The following is a 14,729-nucleotide window of genomic DNA, read 5'->3' as shown; positions in this document are numbered from 1 at the left end:
GCGCCTGCGCTGTCACGGAACAAGTTTGGGAGTCAGTAGCTCCATGCTGAATTATACCGCTCGCGGGAAAGGCCGTTCCCGCGCCGCGCCCGAATCGAGAACTTCTTTCTCGTTGACGCTACACTCTAACTAATTGAAAAGATATATGTTTTGACGCGATCAGCAAGGCCGCGCCGTTGTGCCTGCCGGCGCCAGCAATTCTACCAAGGGAGAGGGGACCCATGTCGAACATCTCACGGCGCGCCATCACGGCGCTGATCGCCGCCGCCGCGTTTCTGCCGGGCGTCCTGCCTGTCGTGGCGTCGGCGGCCGACAAGCCGAAGGAAATCCGGATCGATTGGGCGACCTATAATCCGGTCTCGATCGTTCTGAAGCAGCAGGGCCTGCTCGAAAAGGAATTCGCCAAGGACGGCATCAGCGTCGTCTGGGTGCAGTCGGCCGGCTCCAACAAGGCGCTGGAATTCCTCAATGCCGGCTCGATCGATTTCGGCTCCACCGCCGGTTCGGCGGCTCTGGTCGCCCGGATCAACGGCAATCCGATCAAGTCGGTCTATGTCTATTCGCGGCCGGAATGGACCGCGCTGGTGACGGCCAAGGATTCCAAGATCGCCTCGGTCGCCGACCTCAAGGGCAAGCGCGTCGCGGTGACGCGCGGCACCGATCCGCACATCTTCCTGGTGCGCGCGCTGCTCGACGCCGGGCTCAGTCAGAACGACATCACGCCGGTGCTGTTGCAGCACGCTGACGGCAAGGCCGCGCTGATCCGCGGCGACGTCGACGCCTGGGCCGGTCTCGATCCGATGATGGCGCAGGCCGAAGTCGAGGAGGGCGCGAAGCTGTTCTTCCGCAAGCCTGAAGCCAACACCTGGGGCATCCTCAATGTCCGGGAGCAGTTCCTCAAGGACAATCCCGATCTGGTCCGCCGCGTGCTCGCGGTCTACGAGGACGCGCGCAAGTACGCGGTCGCCAACACTGACGAGGTGAAGAAGGCATTCATCGGCGTCACCAAGCTGCCGGAAGCAGTGGTCGACAAACAGCTCAAGGAACGCACCGAGCTGACCCATAGCCGGATCGGCGCGCCGCAGCGCGACTCGATCCTGGCCGCGGGCCTGGCGCTGCAGCAGGCCGGGGTGATTCAGTCGTCGGTCGATGTGAAGGCGACGCTCGATCAACTGATCGACGACCAGGTCCCGCTGCCGACCAACTAAGTCTCTGCCCCTCCCCTGGAGGGGGAGGGTCGCTCGCGTCGCGAGCGGGGTGGGGTGAGCCGCGGGCACTGCGGATGAGCTCTTCGCCACCCCACCCCACCCCGCCGCGCATCCCGCTGTGCGGGCTGCCGCCGACCCTCCCCTTTCAGGGGAGGGTGGTCCCGGCTTTCCATTCCCTGCGAGAACCGTTTCTCACGATGGCCATGACGCTCGAAACTCCGGCGCTGCAGCGCTCTGATGCGATCGAACCGGCCGATGGGGCGCGGGCGCCTCGCCGTGCACCGCGCTGGCGTGGGCCGCTGCTGGGCCTGCTGCTACCCCTGACGATCGCGCTCGGCTGGGAGCTGTTGGTTCATTTCGGCTATTCGAACGGTCGGCTGGTGCCGCCGCCGTCGAAAGTGTTCGCGACCATCGCGGAACTGGCCAAAAGCGGCGAGCTTTCCCGGCACATCGTTGCCACCGTCGGCCGCGTCGCCAGCGGCTTCGGGCTCGGCGTGCTGGCCGGCACCGTGCTCGGCGCGGTCTCGGGCTATTGGGGGCTGGCGCGGCAGTTGCTCGACCCGACGGTGCAGGCGCTGCGGGCGATCCCGTCGATCGCCTGGGTGCCGTTGTTCATTCTCTGGCTCGGCATTTTCGAGACGTCGAAAGTGGCGCTGATCGCGGTCGGCGTGTTCTTCCCGGTGTATCTCGGGGTGATGGGCGCGATCCGCTCGGTCGATCGCAAGATCGTCGAGGTCGGACGCGCGTTTCGTCTCTCCGGTCCGGCGATGATCCGGCGCATCCTGCTGCCGGCGGTGCTGCCGGCCTATGTGGTGGCGCTGCGGGTCGGGCTCGGGCTCGGCTGGATGTTCGTCGTCGCCGCCGAATTCATGGGGGCGTCGGAAGGCCTCGGCTTCCTGCTGATCGACGGCCAGCAACTCGGCAAGCCGGCGCAGATCGTCGCCGCCATCGTGATCTTCGCGCTGCTCGGCAAGACCACGGACTGGCTGATCGAGATCGCCAGCGCGCCGCTGCTGCGCTGGCAGGACGCGTTCGGGCGGCACGAGGGAGAGGCCTGATGCTGGTGCTCGATGGCCTCGACAAGACCTATCCCAACGGCGTGCACGCGCTCGAGCGGTTCTCGGCGCAAATCCAGCTCGGTGAGATCATCGCCATCATCGGCGGCTCCGGTTGCGGCAAGTCCACGCTGCTCCGCGCGATCGCCGGGCTCGATCGCGCCAGCGCCGGCGCGATCACGCTGGACGGCGAGACCATTGCGGCGCCGCATCCCAAGATCGGCATCATCTTCCAGGAGCCGCGGCTGCTGCCCTGGCTCAGCGTTGCCGACAATATCGGCTTCGGCCTCGACGGCGTGCCGCGGCGGCAGCGAGCGGGTCGCGTTGCGGCGGCGCTGTCGCGGGTCGGGCTGTCCGACAAGGCCAAAGCGTGGCCGCGCGAACTCTCCGGCGGGCAGGCGCAGCGGGTCGCGATCGTGCGCGCGCTGGTGCCGCAGCCGGAAGTGCTGCTGCTCGACGAGCCGTTCTCGGCGCTCGACGCCTTCACCCGCCGCGATCTGCAGGACCATCTGCTCGACCTCTGGGCCGATACGCGGCCGACGCTGATCCTGGTCACCCATGACGTCGAGGAGGCGGTGGTGCTGGCCGACCGGGTTCTGGTGATGCGGCCCCGACCGGGGCGGCTGTTCGAGGAGATCGCGGTCGATCTGGCGCGGCCGCGCGACCGCAATTCGCCGCTGTTCGAGACCCTCAGGCACCGGGTCTACAGCTCACTCGACCGTTCGCTGGACCTTGCGCCGCCGGGGTCGGAGGCGAAAGTGAACGTCGGCGACGCGATGTGGTGGTGACAGCGCCGCCGCTCTGTCCGTAAATTCCGACCACAAGAAACCCAAGGGAGAGAACACCATGGACGCCGCCACCCTGCGCGCCACCCAGGCGCCGATCAAGGAACGCTACAAGTCCGATCCGGACGCAGCCCTGATCACGCTGACGGCCAAGGGCTCGGTCGACAGCGACGGCCTCACCTGCAAGGTCGAGACCGGGCGGGCGCTGGCGACCGCCGGCCTGCATCCGGCGACGGGCGGCTCCGGGCTCGAACTGTGTTCGGGCGACATGCTGCTCGAGGCGCTGGTCGCCTGCGCCGGCGTGACGCTGAAATCGGTCGCGACCGCGATCGAGGTGCCGCTGACGCGCGGCGACGTGGTGGCCGAGGGCGACCTCGATTTCCGCGGCACGCTCGGCATCGACAAGGAAACGCCGGTCGGCTTCCGCGAGATTCGTCTCCGCTTCGACGTCGGCACCGACGCGCCGCAGGACAAGCTCGATCTGCTGCTGAAGCTCACCGAGCGTTATTGCGTGGTGTACCAGACCATCAAGAACGGCCCCAAAGTGTCGGTATCGCTCGAACGGGTCTGAGCGCGGGTCGCATTCAGACGCGTAACTATTCCTCACGTCGTCCCCGCGCAGGCGGGGACCCATACGCCGCAGCGTCGCGATTGGGCCGCCGTGGCAGAAGTCTCGCAACACCTGGTAGGCCAGGGGTTACGGGTCCCCGCCTGCGCGGGGACGACTCGTGGTGATGTAGTGACCTCGATCCGAATTCTTCTTCTCATTGCCATGCGCTTGTGAGAGAGGGGTGATGCTCCCGCGTCGAGGGAGTTGCGAAACCTGCCGAAAGCGCCCCGATGTCCTCTTCCGTCTCCCCGCTCGCGCCGACCAACGTTCCCACGCTGCCGGACCTCGCCGGCGTTCGCCTCGCCACCGCGGCGGCCGGCATCCGCTACAAGGGCCGCACCGATGTGTTGCTGGTCGCGCTCGATCCCGGCACGGCGGTCGCCGGCGTGTTCACCAAGTCGAAATGTCCGTCGGCGCCGGTCGAATGGTGCCGCGACAAGCTCAAGGGCGGCAGCGCCCGCGTGCTGGTGGTCAATTCCGGCAACGCCAACGCGTTCACCGGAAAAACCGGCCGGCAGGCGACGACGCTGACGGCGTCGATCGCGTCCAAGGCGATCGGCTGCAAGCCGGCCGAAGTGTTCCTCGCCTCCACCGGCGTGATCGGCGAGCCGCTCGACGCGACGAAGTTCGACGGCGTGCTGGGCAAGCTCGCCGAGACCGCGCAGCCGGGCGGCTGGATGGACGCGGCCCGTGCGATCATGACCACCGACACCTTCCCCAAGGTGGCGACCGCCACCGTGAAGATCGGCAAGACCAAGGTCACCATCAACGGCATGGCCAAGGGCGCCGGCATGATCGCGCCCGACATGGCGACGATGCTGTCCTTTGTCTTCACCGACGCGCCGTTGTCGGCGTCCTGCCTGCAGGCGCTGCTGAAGGCCGGGGTCGCCGATACGTTCAACGCGGTGACGATCGACGGCGACACCTCGACCTCGGACACGCTGCTGGCGTTCGCCACCGGCGCCGCCGCCAAGGCCGGCGCGCCGAAGATTTCGCGGGCGTCCGACCCGCGGCTGAAGGCGTTCGTCAAGGCGTTCAATGCGGTGCTGGCCGATCTCGCCGAGCAGGTCGCGCGCGACGGCGAGGGCGCCCGCAAGCTGGTCGAGATCATCGTCGACGGCGCGACCTCGCAGGCGTCGGCGCGCAAGATCGCGATGTCGATCGCCAATTCGCCGCTGGTCAAGACCGCGATCGCCGGCGAGGACGCCAATTGGGGCCGCGTGGTGATGGCGGTCGGCAAGGCCGGCGAGCCGGCCGATCGCGACAAGCTTTCGATTGCGTTCAACGGCATCCGCGTGGCGAAGAGCGGCGCGCGCGATCCGTCCTACAACGAGGCCGAAGTCTCGGCCGCGATGAAGAAGCCGGAAATCCAGATCAAGGTCAGCCTCGGCCTCGGCAAGGGGCGGGATCGCGTGCTGACCTGCGACCTCACCAAGGCTTACGTCGAGATCAACGGCGACTATCGGTCGTGAAGGGCGCGGCGCTGCATCTTTGTAGGCCGTCATCGCCCGCGAAAGCGGGCGACCCAGTACGCTGTGGCGCTCGCGATCTATCACTGGCGCTCTGGACTCCTGGGTGCCCCGCTTTCGCTGGGCATGACGCCGAAAAATGTGCGGGCAATGTGCTGCTGACGCGGGGCGCTGTATGAAACTCCTCCTCGTCGTTGCGGTGGCGCTGATCGACGCCGACAATCGCGTGCTGATCGCGCAGCGGCCGAAGCACAAGCAGCTCGGCGGGTTGTGGGAGTTTCCCGGCGGCAAGCTCGATCCGGGCGAGCGGCCGGAGGGGGCGTTGATCCGCGAGCTGGACGAGGAACTCGGCATCACCGTGAAGGAAGCCTGCCTGGCGCCGCTGACTTTCGCGAGCCATGCTTACGAGGACTTTCACCTGCTGATGCCGCTCTATGTCTGCCGGCGCTGGGACGGCCTGGTGATGCCGCGCGAGGGGCAGGAACTGGCGTGGGTGCGGCCCAACAAGCTGCGCGACTACCCGATGCCGCCAGCGGATATCCCGCTGATCCCGCCGTTGATCGAGTTGCTGATGTAGTTCGTCGTCATGCCGAGGTGCTCGCCCGCAGGGCGAGCTTCGAAGCATGACGCTGCACTTGTTACTTGGGCTGATTTCCCCTCACCGCCTGCTCCAGACTCGTTTTCGCCGAGCCGGGCTTCAGCGGCTGTTGCTGGCTTTCATGCGGGGACCATCCGGACAGCCAGACGATCTCGAAGGTCGCGCGGATGCGGCCGTCGGGGTCGGCGAAGCGCTCGGCGTAGATGGCGGCCATCCGCAGCAGCGTCGCGCGGCGCAGCGGCGTGCGGCGACGCTCCACCAGCACATTGGTGGCGCCCATCCGCCGCAGATCCTGCATCAGCGCAAACGCGTGATCGTAGCGCACCACCACGCGGTCGATATCGGTGACCGGCAGCGCGAAGCCGGCGCGTTGCAACAGCGCGCCGAGATCGCGCAAATCCGCGGTCGGCGCGACGCGCGGCGACACCCCGCCCTCGATCTCGGCCTCGGCGGCGGCGAAGGCCTGACGCAACTCGGTCAGCGTATCGCCGCCGGTCAGCGCCGCCAGCAAAAGTCCGTCGGGCTTCAGCGCGCGGCGGATCTGCGCCAGCACGCCGGGCAGGTCATTGGCGAATTGCAGCGCCAGCGCCGACACCGCGAGATCGAGCGAGCCGGGCGGAAGTCGCAAGGCTTCGTCGCCGGAGCGATCGATCGCGACGCGGGTGATGCCGGGAAAGCGCTCCGCCGGGAGCGCATCGCCCGGCGTCCAGATGTCGGCGACCGCGTTGAAATCGCGCAGCACCGCGTGCAGCCGCTCGCCCATCTCGTCGGCGACGCGGTCGAGCAGGAAGCTCGCAGGCCCGAGCGCGCGGGCGCGCGCGAGCCGGGCCGCGAGCAGGCTGCGATCGAACAACAGAGGCGCGGCGTCGGTCATGCGCGTCAGCCCATGATCAGGCCGGTGCCCGGCAACCGCCGTGCCCGCATCGCCGCCATGATCAGTTCAGCTTCGACGCCGCAGCGGGGCTTTGCTGCGCGGCCTCGATCATTTTCAGCACCGCGTCGAGCGCGTTGCGCAGATGCAACGCGCCGGCCTGGCTGCAGCGCAGCCGCGCGGTGGTGACGAATTTCACCTCGACGGTGCCGTCCGCCAGCGGATTCAGCGTCCGCGCGGCGAGCTCGATCTCGACGCCATTGGCCATGACGCCATGCGCCGGAGCGATGTCGAAATAGACGTGCGGTGCGGTCGGGATGTCGACATAGGTGATGGAGTCGGCGGATTTATCGTCTGGCTCGGACACGGCGATCTCCTCACATGGTGCGGCGCGTGCCGTCCTTTTGCGCCATTCGCGCGCCGGACACTACCCGGTTGTTTTCCTTGACGCGGCGCGCGGCGGCGCTAGCCTCGCGCAATGCAGGCGGAGGCGATCACGGCTTCGGGTGCGAAAGCGGACGGCGGCGGCCTTTTCAAGGCGTTCGGCGCTGTGCGCCGGATCTGGACGCGCGCCGCGCATCTCGCGCTCGACGTCGCGCTGCCGACGCTGTGCGTCGCCTGCCGCGAACCGGTGGCCGGCGACGGCCTGTGCGCGCCATGCTGGTCGCAATTGTCGTTCATCGCGCCGCCTTATTGCGAGAAGCTCGGCATTCCCTTCGTCTATGATCCCGGCCCCGGTCTCCTGTCGATGCAGGCGATCGCCGATCCGCCGGCCTATGCCCGCGCCCGCGCGGCGGTGCGTTACGACGAGGTGGCGAAGACGCTGGTGCACGCGCTGAAATTCCACGACCGCGTCGATCTCGCGCCGACCATGGGGCGCTGGATGGCCCATGCCGGCCAGCCGCTGCTCGCAGATGCCGATCTGTTGATCCCGGTGCCGCTGCATTGGCGGCGCGGGTTTTCCCGACGCTACAACCAATCCGGCGCGCTGGCCCGCGCGATCGGTAGGCAGGCCGGGCTGCCATTGGCGATCGAGGCGCTGAAGCGAATCCGGCCGACCGCGCACCAGATCGGGCTGTCGCGGGCGGAGCGCGCCGCCAATGTGCAGGGTGCGTTCAAGGTTCCGCCGGAGCGCAAGGCCGAGGTGCAGGGCCGGCGGATCGTGCTGGTCGATGACGTGCTGACCTCCGGCGCCACGGTCGACGCCTGCGCCCGCGCGCTGCTCCGGGCCAAGGCCCGATCGGTCGATGTGCTGGTCTTCGCCCGGGTTGTGGATACGCTGAAATCTCCCATATAATCCGCGTCTTGCTTCAACACCGCCGACCCCTGCTGACCTTTGGAGCTGCGATGTCCGCTGCGATCGAAATCTTCACGCGCCCCGGCTGCGGCTATTGCGGCGCCGCAAAGTCGCTGCTGAACCGCAAGAAGGCGGCGTTCACCGAGTACGACGTCTCGGTCGATCCCGGCTTCCGGGTGAAGATGGATGAGCGCGCCGGCCCCGGCGCCACCTATCCGCAGATCTTCATCGGCAGTTTTCACGTCGGCGGCTGCGACGACCTCTATGCGCTCGACCGCGAAGGCAAGCTCGACGCGCTGCTGGCCGGCGAACTTGCGGCCGGTGAAAAGGCCATCTCATGATCGAGGTGCCGTTCAATGCCGCGATGGTGCAGATGCGCACCGGGCTGTTGCCGGGGCCGAGCCTCGAACAGGGCACGAAGCTGATCCGCGAGGCGGCCGCGGCCGGCGCCGACTACGTGCTCACACCCGAGGTGAGCAACATGATGCAGCTCAACCGCGAGGCGCTGTTCGAGCATCTCGCCGATGAAGCCGACGATGCGTCGCTGAAGGCCTATCGCGATCTGGCGCGCGAGTTGAACATTCATCTGCATATCGGCTCGCTGGCGCTGCGCGCGACGCCGGATCGCGCGGTCAACCGTTCGTTCCTGATCGATCCGTCCGGCGCCGTTCTGGCGAGCTACGACAAGATCCACATGTTCGACATCGATCTCGGCAATGGCGAGAGCTACCGCGAATCGACGAACTACCAGCCCGGCGAATCCGCGGTGATCTCCGATCTGCCGTGGGGCCGGATCGGGCTGACGATCTGCTACGACGTGCGCTTCCCGGCGCTGTACCGCGCTCTGGCCGAAGCCGGCGCGTCGTTCATCACCGTGCCGGCGGCCTTCACCCGGCCGACCGGCGAGGCGCATTGGCATGTGCTGCTGCGCGCCCGCGCGATCGAAAACGGCTGCTTCGTGTTCGCCGCCGCGCAATGCGGGCTGCACGAGAACAAGCGCGAGACCTATGGCCACTCGCTGATCGTCGATCCGTGGGGCGTGGTGCTGGCCGAAGGCGGCGTCGACCCCGGCTTCGTGATGGCGCGGATCGATCCGGCCGCAGTTGCGAAAGCGCGCGGCAAGGTGCCGTCGCTGCAGCACGGACGCCGCTTCACCGTGGTCGACGCCAAGCACGGCCCGGAGCATCTGCATCTGGTCCGGGGCCAGACATGATCCGCTACAATCTGCGATGCGAATGCGGTCACTCGTTCGAGAGCTGGTTCCAGAGCTCGTCGGCCTACGACTCACAGGTCCGGCGCAAGCTGGTGAACTGTCCGGCCTGCGACTCGGTCAAGGTCGAGAAGGCGATCATGGCGCCGCAGATCGTCGGCAAGAAAGGCCGTGGCCGCGCGCCGGAGCCGGCGCATGAAGTCGCCGCCGGCACGGCGGTCGCACCGCAAGCGGCGGAGTCGCCGGTTGCCGAATCCGCCACGCCGCTGTTGCTGGCGCAGGAGCGCGAGCTGCGCACCAAGCTGAAGGAACTGCGCGACTACATCGTCAAGACCGCCGACAATGTCGGCGACAGCTTCCCCAACGAGGCCCGCAAGATGCATTACGGCGACATCGAGCACCGTCCGATCTTCGGCGAGGCCTCGCCTGCCGAAGCGAAGGCCCTGATCGACGAAGGCATCGAAGTCGCGCCGCTGCCGGTGCTGCCGGAAGACCGGAATTGATCGTTGTCGTCATTCCGGGGCGCGCAGCGAAGCTGCGCGAGCCCGGAATCCATAACCCCCTGCGCTATCAATATCGACGAAGTGATCGACGCACCGGTCCTCACCGCTGATGCTGCGGAGTATGGATTCCGGGCTCGCGAGCTTGCGCTCGCGCCCCGGAATGACGAACTCTTTCTATCATCGCGTGGCTTGGTGACTAAGGTGGTGTGATGTCCGCAACAATCTGGCCGTGGCAAGTCTGGGCGCTGCTGTCGGCGGTGTTCGCGGCGTTGACGGCGATCTTCGCCAAGGTCGGCGTCGCCGATATCAATTCGGACATCGCAACCTTTATCCGCACCGTCGTGGTGCTGGCGGCGCTGGCGATGGTGCTGTCCGCCACCGGGCAGTTCTCCGTGAGCGGGACGATCACAGCGAAGACCTGGCTGTTCCTGGTGTTGTCGGGGCTGTGCACCGGCGCGTCGTGGCTGTGTTACTTCCGTGCGCTGAAGCTCGGGCCGGCGAGCCTGGTCGCGCCGATCGACAAGCTGAGCGTGGTGCTGGTGGCGTTGTTCGCTTTCGCCTTTCTCGGTGAGCGGCCGAGCGGCGTCCACTGGCTCGGCATCGCCTTGATCGCCGCCGGCGCGGTGATCATCGCGGTGAAATGATCAGGCCGCGACCAGCAGCGCGACGCCGAGCACGATCAGCGCGATGCCGCCGAGCTCGCGGCCCGACAGCGGCTGCTTGAACGAGTAGTAAGCCACCGCTTGCGCGAACAGCACCTCGACCAGCGCCAGCGTGCGGACATTGGCGGCGGCGGTGAGCGCGAAGGCGAGGAACCAGAACTGCGAGGCCAGCGCGCCGGTGAAGCCCGCCAGCATCGACGGCTTCCACAGTTGCAGGATATCGCGCAAAACCTGCGGCGCGCGCGCCAGCAGATAGATCGTCAGCACCAGCGTCTGGACGCCGAGCGCAAATACCAATGTGAACGTCGCCGCGGTGACGAAGCTCACCCCCGGCACCACGATGATCGCCCCGCGAAACCCGACCGCCGACAGCGCGAAGGCTGCGGCCGCGGTCAGCCCGAGCAGCGTCGGCCGCAGGCTCGCAAGGTTGCGCGCGGCTCCCGGCCGCAGCGCGGTGGTCACCACGCCGATCGTGGCGATCAGGATCGCGACCACCTTCAGCACGCCGAGATGGTCGCCGAGGAAGACGAAGCCGAAGATCGCGGTCTGGATCGCCTCGGTCTTGAGATAGGCGGTGGTCACCACGAAGGAGTGCTCGTTCATCGCCGCCAGCATCAGCCCGGTGGCGGCGATCTGCGACAGCGCGCCGAGCAGCAGCCACGGCCAGAACGCCAGCCCCGGCCAGGCGACCGTGTCGCCGGTCGCGACGATCACCACCACGAAGAACACGATGGAGAACGGAAAGCCGAACAGGAAGCGGATATTGGTCGCGCCCCAGGTGCCGAGCGGCCCGGTCAGCGAACGCTGCATCGCATTGCGCGCGACCTGACCGATCGCGGCGACGAGCGTGAACGGAATCCAGAGCGAGGCGAGGCTGAGCATGAACGGATCGGGGCTGGAGGGCGCGGCACCGTGGCCGGACAGGTCGCCGCGGTCAACCGGAACCGGGTCATGCCAGCGTTGCGCGGCATCCGCGCGCTGGTATCTCGGCGATTCGACGCTACACTTCGGCGGGGTCCGACCGGAGTGACGCCATGCTGCGCTGCCTCGCCGCCTTCACCGTGCTCTGCGCCGCGCTGATGTCACCGGCCTCGGCGGAGGACGGCTTTCGCGGCAGCGAGTGCCTGGCGATGGCCCAGGCGCCACCGCGCGTGATGCCGGCGAGCCTGCGCCGGCTGGCTGCGGCCGATCAGGTGCTGATCACCTATCGCGGGCACTCGACCTACACGATCGAAAGCCCGGGCGGCGTGATGATCGCGACCGATTACAGCGGGACCTACGACACCGGCCGGGCGCCGGACGTCGTCACCATGAACCGCGCCCACGCGACGCACTACACGCTGTCTCCGGATCGCAACATCGCCCATGTGCTGCATGGCTGGGGCGAGGACGGCCAGCCCGCGCGCGTCCGGCTGCAATTCGGCGACGTGCTGATCCGCAACGTCACCACCGACATCCGCCGCACCATCTTCGGCGATGGCGCAGGCGGCATGATCAAGGACGGCAATTCGATCTTCATCTTCGAGGTCGCAGGCCTGTGCATCGGCCATCTCGGCCATCTGCACACCACGCTCGACGACAGTCATTTCGCGGCGATCGGACGGATCGACATCCTGATGGTCCCGATCGACGGCAGCTACACGATGTCGCTCGACGGCATCTCGGAGATCACCAAGCGGCTGCGCGCCTCGGTGGTGTTGCCGATGCACCGCTTCATGACGCCGCTCGACGAGTTCATGCAGCGCATCGGCAAGTCGTTCGCGATCGATCAGCGCGGCGAACGTAGCCTGCGGATCTCACGCGACACCCTGCCGAGTGCGCCGACGGTGATTATCTTGAGGGGAGTTTGACGTAGGGTGGGTTAGGCGCCCTTGCGCCGTAACCCACCATCTTTGCGTGATGCGTGACCCCCGGTGGGTTACGCGCTGCGCGCTAACCCACCCTACGACGAATGCGAGATTACGGTGCGGTCTCCGCCACCACCATGTAGTTCACGTCCATGTCGGTCGACAGCCGCCAGCGGTCGGCGAGCGGGTTGAAGACGAGGCCGGACTGTTCGGTGACGACGAGGCCGAGGCCTTGCAGGTGCTGCTCGAGTTCGTCCGGAGTCACGAACTTGTCCCATTGATGGGTGCCGCGCGGCAGCCAGCGCATCACATATTCGGCGCCGACGATGGCGAGCGCGAAGCTCTTCCAGTTGCGGTTGAGCGTCGCCACCAGCATGATGCCGGTCGGCTTCATCAGCGCCGCGCAGCGGCCGAGGAACGCCGGCACGTCGTTGACGTGTTCGATCACTTCCATCGCCATCACGATGTCGAAGCGCTCGCGCGGGTCGATCTCCTCCACCGTGGTGCAGCGATAGTCGATCGCCAGATGCGACTTGTCGGCGTGCAGCTTGGCGGCCGCGATATTGGTCGCCGACGGATCGATCCCGATCACCTGCGCGCCGAGCCGGGTGAACGGCTCGCACAGCAGGCCGGCGCCGCAGCCGATGTCGAGCATCCGCAGCCCGGACAGGCAGCTCAGACTTTTGGCGTTGCGCTCGAATTTGCGGCAGGCGGCGTCGCGGATGAAGCTGATCCGCAGCGGATTGATCCGGTGCAGCGGCGCCATCTTGCCGGTCGGGTCCCACCATTCCGCCGACAGCCTGGAGAATTTAGCGATTTCGGCCGGATCGACGGAGGGCGAGACGGGGCCGGTGGATTCGGATTGCAGTGCCATGGGATACGCCGTGCTCCTATCGCGCGGGTCTGAAATGTTGGAACGCCAGCGGTGCGGCGGCGGTCTGGTCAGGATCCTGCGCCGCGCCGGCGACCGCCGGCACGGACATGATCCAGCTGGGTGGAAGGGAAAACAGGACTTTCCGCCCGGGGCGCAGGATCTCGATCGTCCGTCCCATTCCGATGCCCTTGATTCGACCGACAAACGTCCGCCCCGGCGGAATATTCCGGTCGGTTCCGCCGTGGCGGCCCGATTGCTTGCCCGAAACCCCGCCGCTGTGTATACGCGCCTCGCGGCGCCCACCTCGCGGACTCGGCGCTATCATTACTCGTTGTCTGCAGGGATTGCACTATTCGTCATGGGCCGGCTGGTGATGAAATTCGGCGGCACGTCCGTCGCCAATATCGAGCGCATCCAGAACGTCGCGCGCCACGTCAAGCGCGAGGTCGATGCGGGGCATGAGGTCGCCGTGGTGGTGTCGGCGATGTCCGGCAAGACCAACGAGCTGGTCGCCTGGTGCCGTGAAGCCTCGCCGATGCATGACGCGCGCGAATACGACGCCGTGGTGGCGTCCGGCGAGCAGGTGACGTCGGGTCTGCTGGCGATCGCCCTGCAGGCGGTCGGTATCCAGGCGCGGTCCTGGCAGGGCTGGCAGCTGCCGATCAGCACCAGCGACGCCCACGCCTCGGCCCGGATCACCGACATCGACGGCAGCGAGATCATCAAGCGATTCGGCGACCGCAAGGAAGTCGCGGTGATCGCCGGCTTCCAGGGCATCAATCCCGAGACCGGCCGCATCACCACGCTCGGCCGCGGCGGTTCCGACACCTCGGCGGTGGCGATCGCGGCGGCGCTGAAGGCGGACCGCTGCGACATCTACACCGACGTCGACGGCGTCTACACCACCGACCCGCGGGTGGTGCCGAAGGCGAAGCGGCTCGACAAGGTCGCGTTCGAGGAAATGCTGGAACTGGCGTCGCAGGGCGCCAAGGTGCTGCAGGTCCGCTCGGTCGAACTCGGCATGGTGCACAACATGCCGATCTTCGTGCGGTCCTCGTTCGACAAACCGGAAGACATCGATCCGCACGGCACGCCGCCGGGCACGCTGATCTGCAGCGAGGAGATTATCATGGAGAACCACGTCGTCACCGGCATCGCCTTTTCCAAGGACGAAGCCCAGATCTCGGTGCGCCGGATCGAGGACAAGCCGGGCGTGGCGGCGTCGATCTTCGGGCCGCTGGCCGACGCCAACATCAATGTCGACATGATCGTGCAGAACGTGTCGGAGGACGGCAAGACCACCGACCTGACCTTCACCGTGCCGGCCGCCGACTTCGCCCGCGCCAAGCAGACCATCACCTCTGCGCAGGATGAGATCGGCTACGCCCGCTTCGACAGCGAGACCGATGTCGCCAAGGTGTCGGTGATCGGCTCGGGGATGCGCAGCCATGCCGGCGTCGCGGCTCAGGCGTTCGCCGCGCTGGCCGCCCGGAACATCAATATTCGCGCCATCACCACCTCGGAGATCAAGTTCTCGGTGCTGATCGACGCCGCCTACACCGAACTCGCGGTGCGGACGTTGCATACTTTGTACGGGTTGGATCAAGTTTAGAACAATTTTGCAGTGATTTCAGGCCGGGCGGGGCGCCGTTTGCCCTCGCTCGTGGCAGGCGTTTTGCTTGGCAAATCAAGCGTCAATTCGCTATACGGCCTGAAGGGCGCGCGGCGCGGCCAGGGCGG

Annotated in this window: 17 protein-coding genes; 13 read left to right on the top strand and 4 right to left on the bottom strand. The window is 67.1% G+C overall.

What is annotated here, in order from left to right:
- Positions 1-221 precede the first annotated feature (221 nt).
- From BMY71_RS02355 to BMY71_RS02330, 6 genes are all read left to right on the top strand, one after another.
- Complete coding sequence (locus tag BMY71_RS02355; RefSeq protein WP_092681450.1) at positions 222-1,208, top strand: aliphatic sulfonate ABC transporter substrate-binding protein; 987 nt, start codon at positions 222-224, stop codon at positions 1,206-1,208.
- 197 nt (positions 1,209-1,405) lie between these two features.
- Positions 1,406-2,266 carry an ABC transporter permease gene (locus tag BMY71_RS02350; protein WP_092681448.1) on the top strand — a complete coding sequence of 287 codons (861 nt, stop codon included), beginning with the start codon at positions 1,406-1,408 and terminating at the stop codon, positions 2,264-2,266.
- Positions 2,266-3,051, top strand: a complete 786-nt coding sequence (locus tag BMY71_RS02345; RefSeq protein ID WP_092681446.1) for an ABC transporter ATP-binding protein — start codon at positions 2,266-2,268, stop codon at positions 3,049-3,051. The genes BMY71_RS02350 and BMY71_RS02345 overlap by 1 nt, the downstream gene beginning before the upstream one ends.
- 58 nt (positions 3,052-3,109) lie before the next feature.
- Positions 3,110-3,619, top strand: coding sequence for an OsmC family protein (locus BMY71_RS02340; protein WP_011500545.1), 510 nt, complete (start codon positions 3,110-3,112; stop codon positions 3,617-3,619).
- A gap of 269 nt (positions 3,620-3,888) precedes the next feature.
- On the top strand, positions 3,889-5,130 hold the full coding sequence (argJ, locus tag BMY71_RS02335; protein WP_092681444.1) for a bifunctional glutamate N-acetyltransferase/amino-acid acetyltransferase ArgJ: 1,242 nt from the start codon (positions 3,889-3,891) through the stop codon (positions 5,128-5,130).
- Positions 5,131-5,302: 172 nt separating this feature from the next.
- The gene (locus tag BMY71_RS02330) at positions 5,303-5,704 is read left to right on the top strand and encodes a (deoxy)nucleoside triphosphate pyrophosphohydrolase (RefSeq protein WP_092681442.1); all 402 of its coding nucleotides are present in this window, start codon (positions 5,303-5,305) and stop codon (positions 5,702-5,704) included.
- 61 nt (positions 5,705-5,765) lie between these two features.
- Here the strand turns inward: BMY71_RS02330 and BMY71_RS02325 are convergent, their stop codons facing one another.
- Both BMY71_RS02325 and BMY71_RS02320 read right to left on the bottom strand, forming a co-directional pair.
- On the bottom strand, positions 5,766-6,599 hold the full coding sequence (locus BMY71_RS02325) for a methyltransferase domain-containing protein (RefSeq protein ID WP_092681440.1): 834 nt from the start codon (positions 6,597-6,599) through the stop codon (positions 5,766-5,768).
- A 61-nt stretch (positions 6,600-6,660) separates the two neighbouring features.
- Positions 6,661-6,963: a hypothetical protein gene (locus BMY71_RS02320; RefSeq protein WP_092681438.1), complete on the bottom strand. Its 303-nt coding sequence runs from the start codon at positions 6,961-6,963 to the stop codon at positions 6,661-6,663.
- A 111-nt stretch (positions 6,964-7,074) separates the two neighbouring features.
- Between BMY71_RS02320 and BMY71_RS02315 the strand changes: the two genes are divergently transcribed.
- From BMY71_RS02315 to BMY71_RS02295, 5 genes are all read left to right on the top strand, one after another.
- On the top strand, positions 7,075-7,893 hold the full coding sequence (locus BMY71_RS02315; protein WP_092681436.1) for a ComF family protein: 819 nt from the start codon (positions 7,075-7,077) through the stop codon (positions 7,891-7,893).
- A gap of 50 nt (positions 7,894-7,943) precedes the next feature.
- The gene (gene grxC / locus BMY71_RS02310; protein ID WP_011500539.1) at positions 7,944-8,234 is read left to right on the top strand and encodes a glutaredoxin 3; all 291 of its coding nucleotides are present in this window, start codon (positions 7,944-7,946) and stop codon (positions 8,232-8,234) included.
- On the top strand, positions 8,231-9,106 hold the full coding sequence (locus BMY71_RS02305; RefSeq protein ID WP_092681434.1) for a carbon-nitrogen hydrolase family protein: 876 nt from the start codon (positions 8,231-8,233) through the stop codon (positions 9,104-9,106). Before grxC ends, BMY71_RS02305 begins: the two co-directional genes overlap by 4 nt.
- A complete protein-coding gene (locus BMY71_RS02300; protein WP_011500537.1) occupies positions 9,103-9,606 on the top strand; it encodes a DUF1178 family protein in 504 nt (167 codons plus the stop codon). The genes BMY71_RS02305 and BMY71_RS02300 overlap by 4 nt, the downstream gene beginning before the upstream one ends.
- A 209-nt stretch (positions 9,607-9,815) precedes the next feature.
- The gene (locus tag BMY71_RS02295; protein ID WP_092681432.1) at positions 9,816-10,250 is read left to right on the top strand and encodes an EamA family transporter; all 435 of its coding nucleotides are present in this window, start codon (positions 9,816-9,818) and stop codon (positions 10,248-10,250) included.
- Here the strand turns inward: BMY71_RS02295 and BMY71_RS02290 are convergent, their stop codons facing one another.
- Complete coding sequence (locus BMY71_RS02290) at positions 10,251-11,150, bottom strand: EamA family transporter (protein WP_092681430.1); 900 nt, start codon at positions 11,148-11,150, stop codon at positions 10,251-10,253.
- Positions 11,151-11,302: 152 nt separating this feature from the next.
- Here BMY71_RS02290 and BMY71_RS02285 point away from each other — a divergent pair, with 152 nt between their 5' ends.
- Positions 11,303-12,118 carry an MBL fold metallo-hydrolase gene (locus tag BMY71_RS02285; RefSeq protein WP_092681428.1) on the top strand — a complete coding sequence of 272 codons (816 nt, stop codon included), beginning with the start codon at positions 11,303-11,305 and terminating at the stop codon, positions 12,116-12,118.
- A gap of 109 nt (positions 12,119-12,227) precedes the next feature.
- Here the strand turns inward: BMY71_RS02285 and ubiG are convergent, their stop codons facing one another.
- Positions 12,228-12,989: a bifunctional 2-polyprenyl-6-hydroxyphenol methylase/3-demethylubiquinol 3-O-methyltransferase UbiG gene (ubiG, locus tag BMY71_RS02280; protein ID WP_092681426.1), complete on the bottom strand. Its 762-nt coding sequence runs from the start codon at positions 12,987-12,989 to the stop codon at positions 12,228-12,230.
- A 358-nt stretch (positions 12,990-13,347) separates the two neighbouring features.
- Here ubiG and BMY71_RS02275 point away from each other — a divergent pair, with 358 nt between their 5' ends.
- The gene (locus tag BMY71_RS02275) at positions 13,348-14,601 is read left to right on the top strand and encodes an aspartate kinase (protein ID WP_092681424.1); all 1,254 of its coding nucleotides are present in this window, start codon (positions 13,348-13,350) and stop codon (positions 14,599-14,601) included.
- Positions 14,602-14,729 lie beyond the last annotated feature (128 nt).

It is taken from the genome of Rhodopseudomonas pseudopalustris (assembly GCF_900110435.1).
In the GTDB taxonomy this organism is placed as follows: Bacteria; Pseudomonadota; Alphaproteobacteria; order Rhizobiales; family Xanthobacteraceae; genus Rhodopseudomonas; species Rhodopseudomonas pseudopalustris.
The sequence above is the reverse complement of the archived record's forward strand: the minus strand, read 5'-3'. Positions and strand labels throughout refer to the sequence as shown.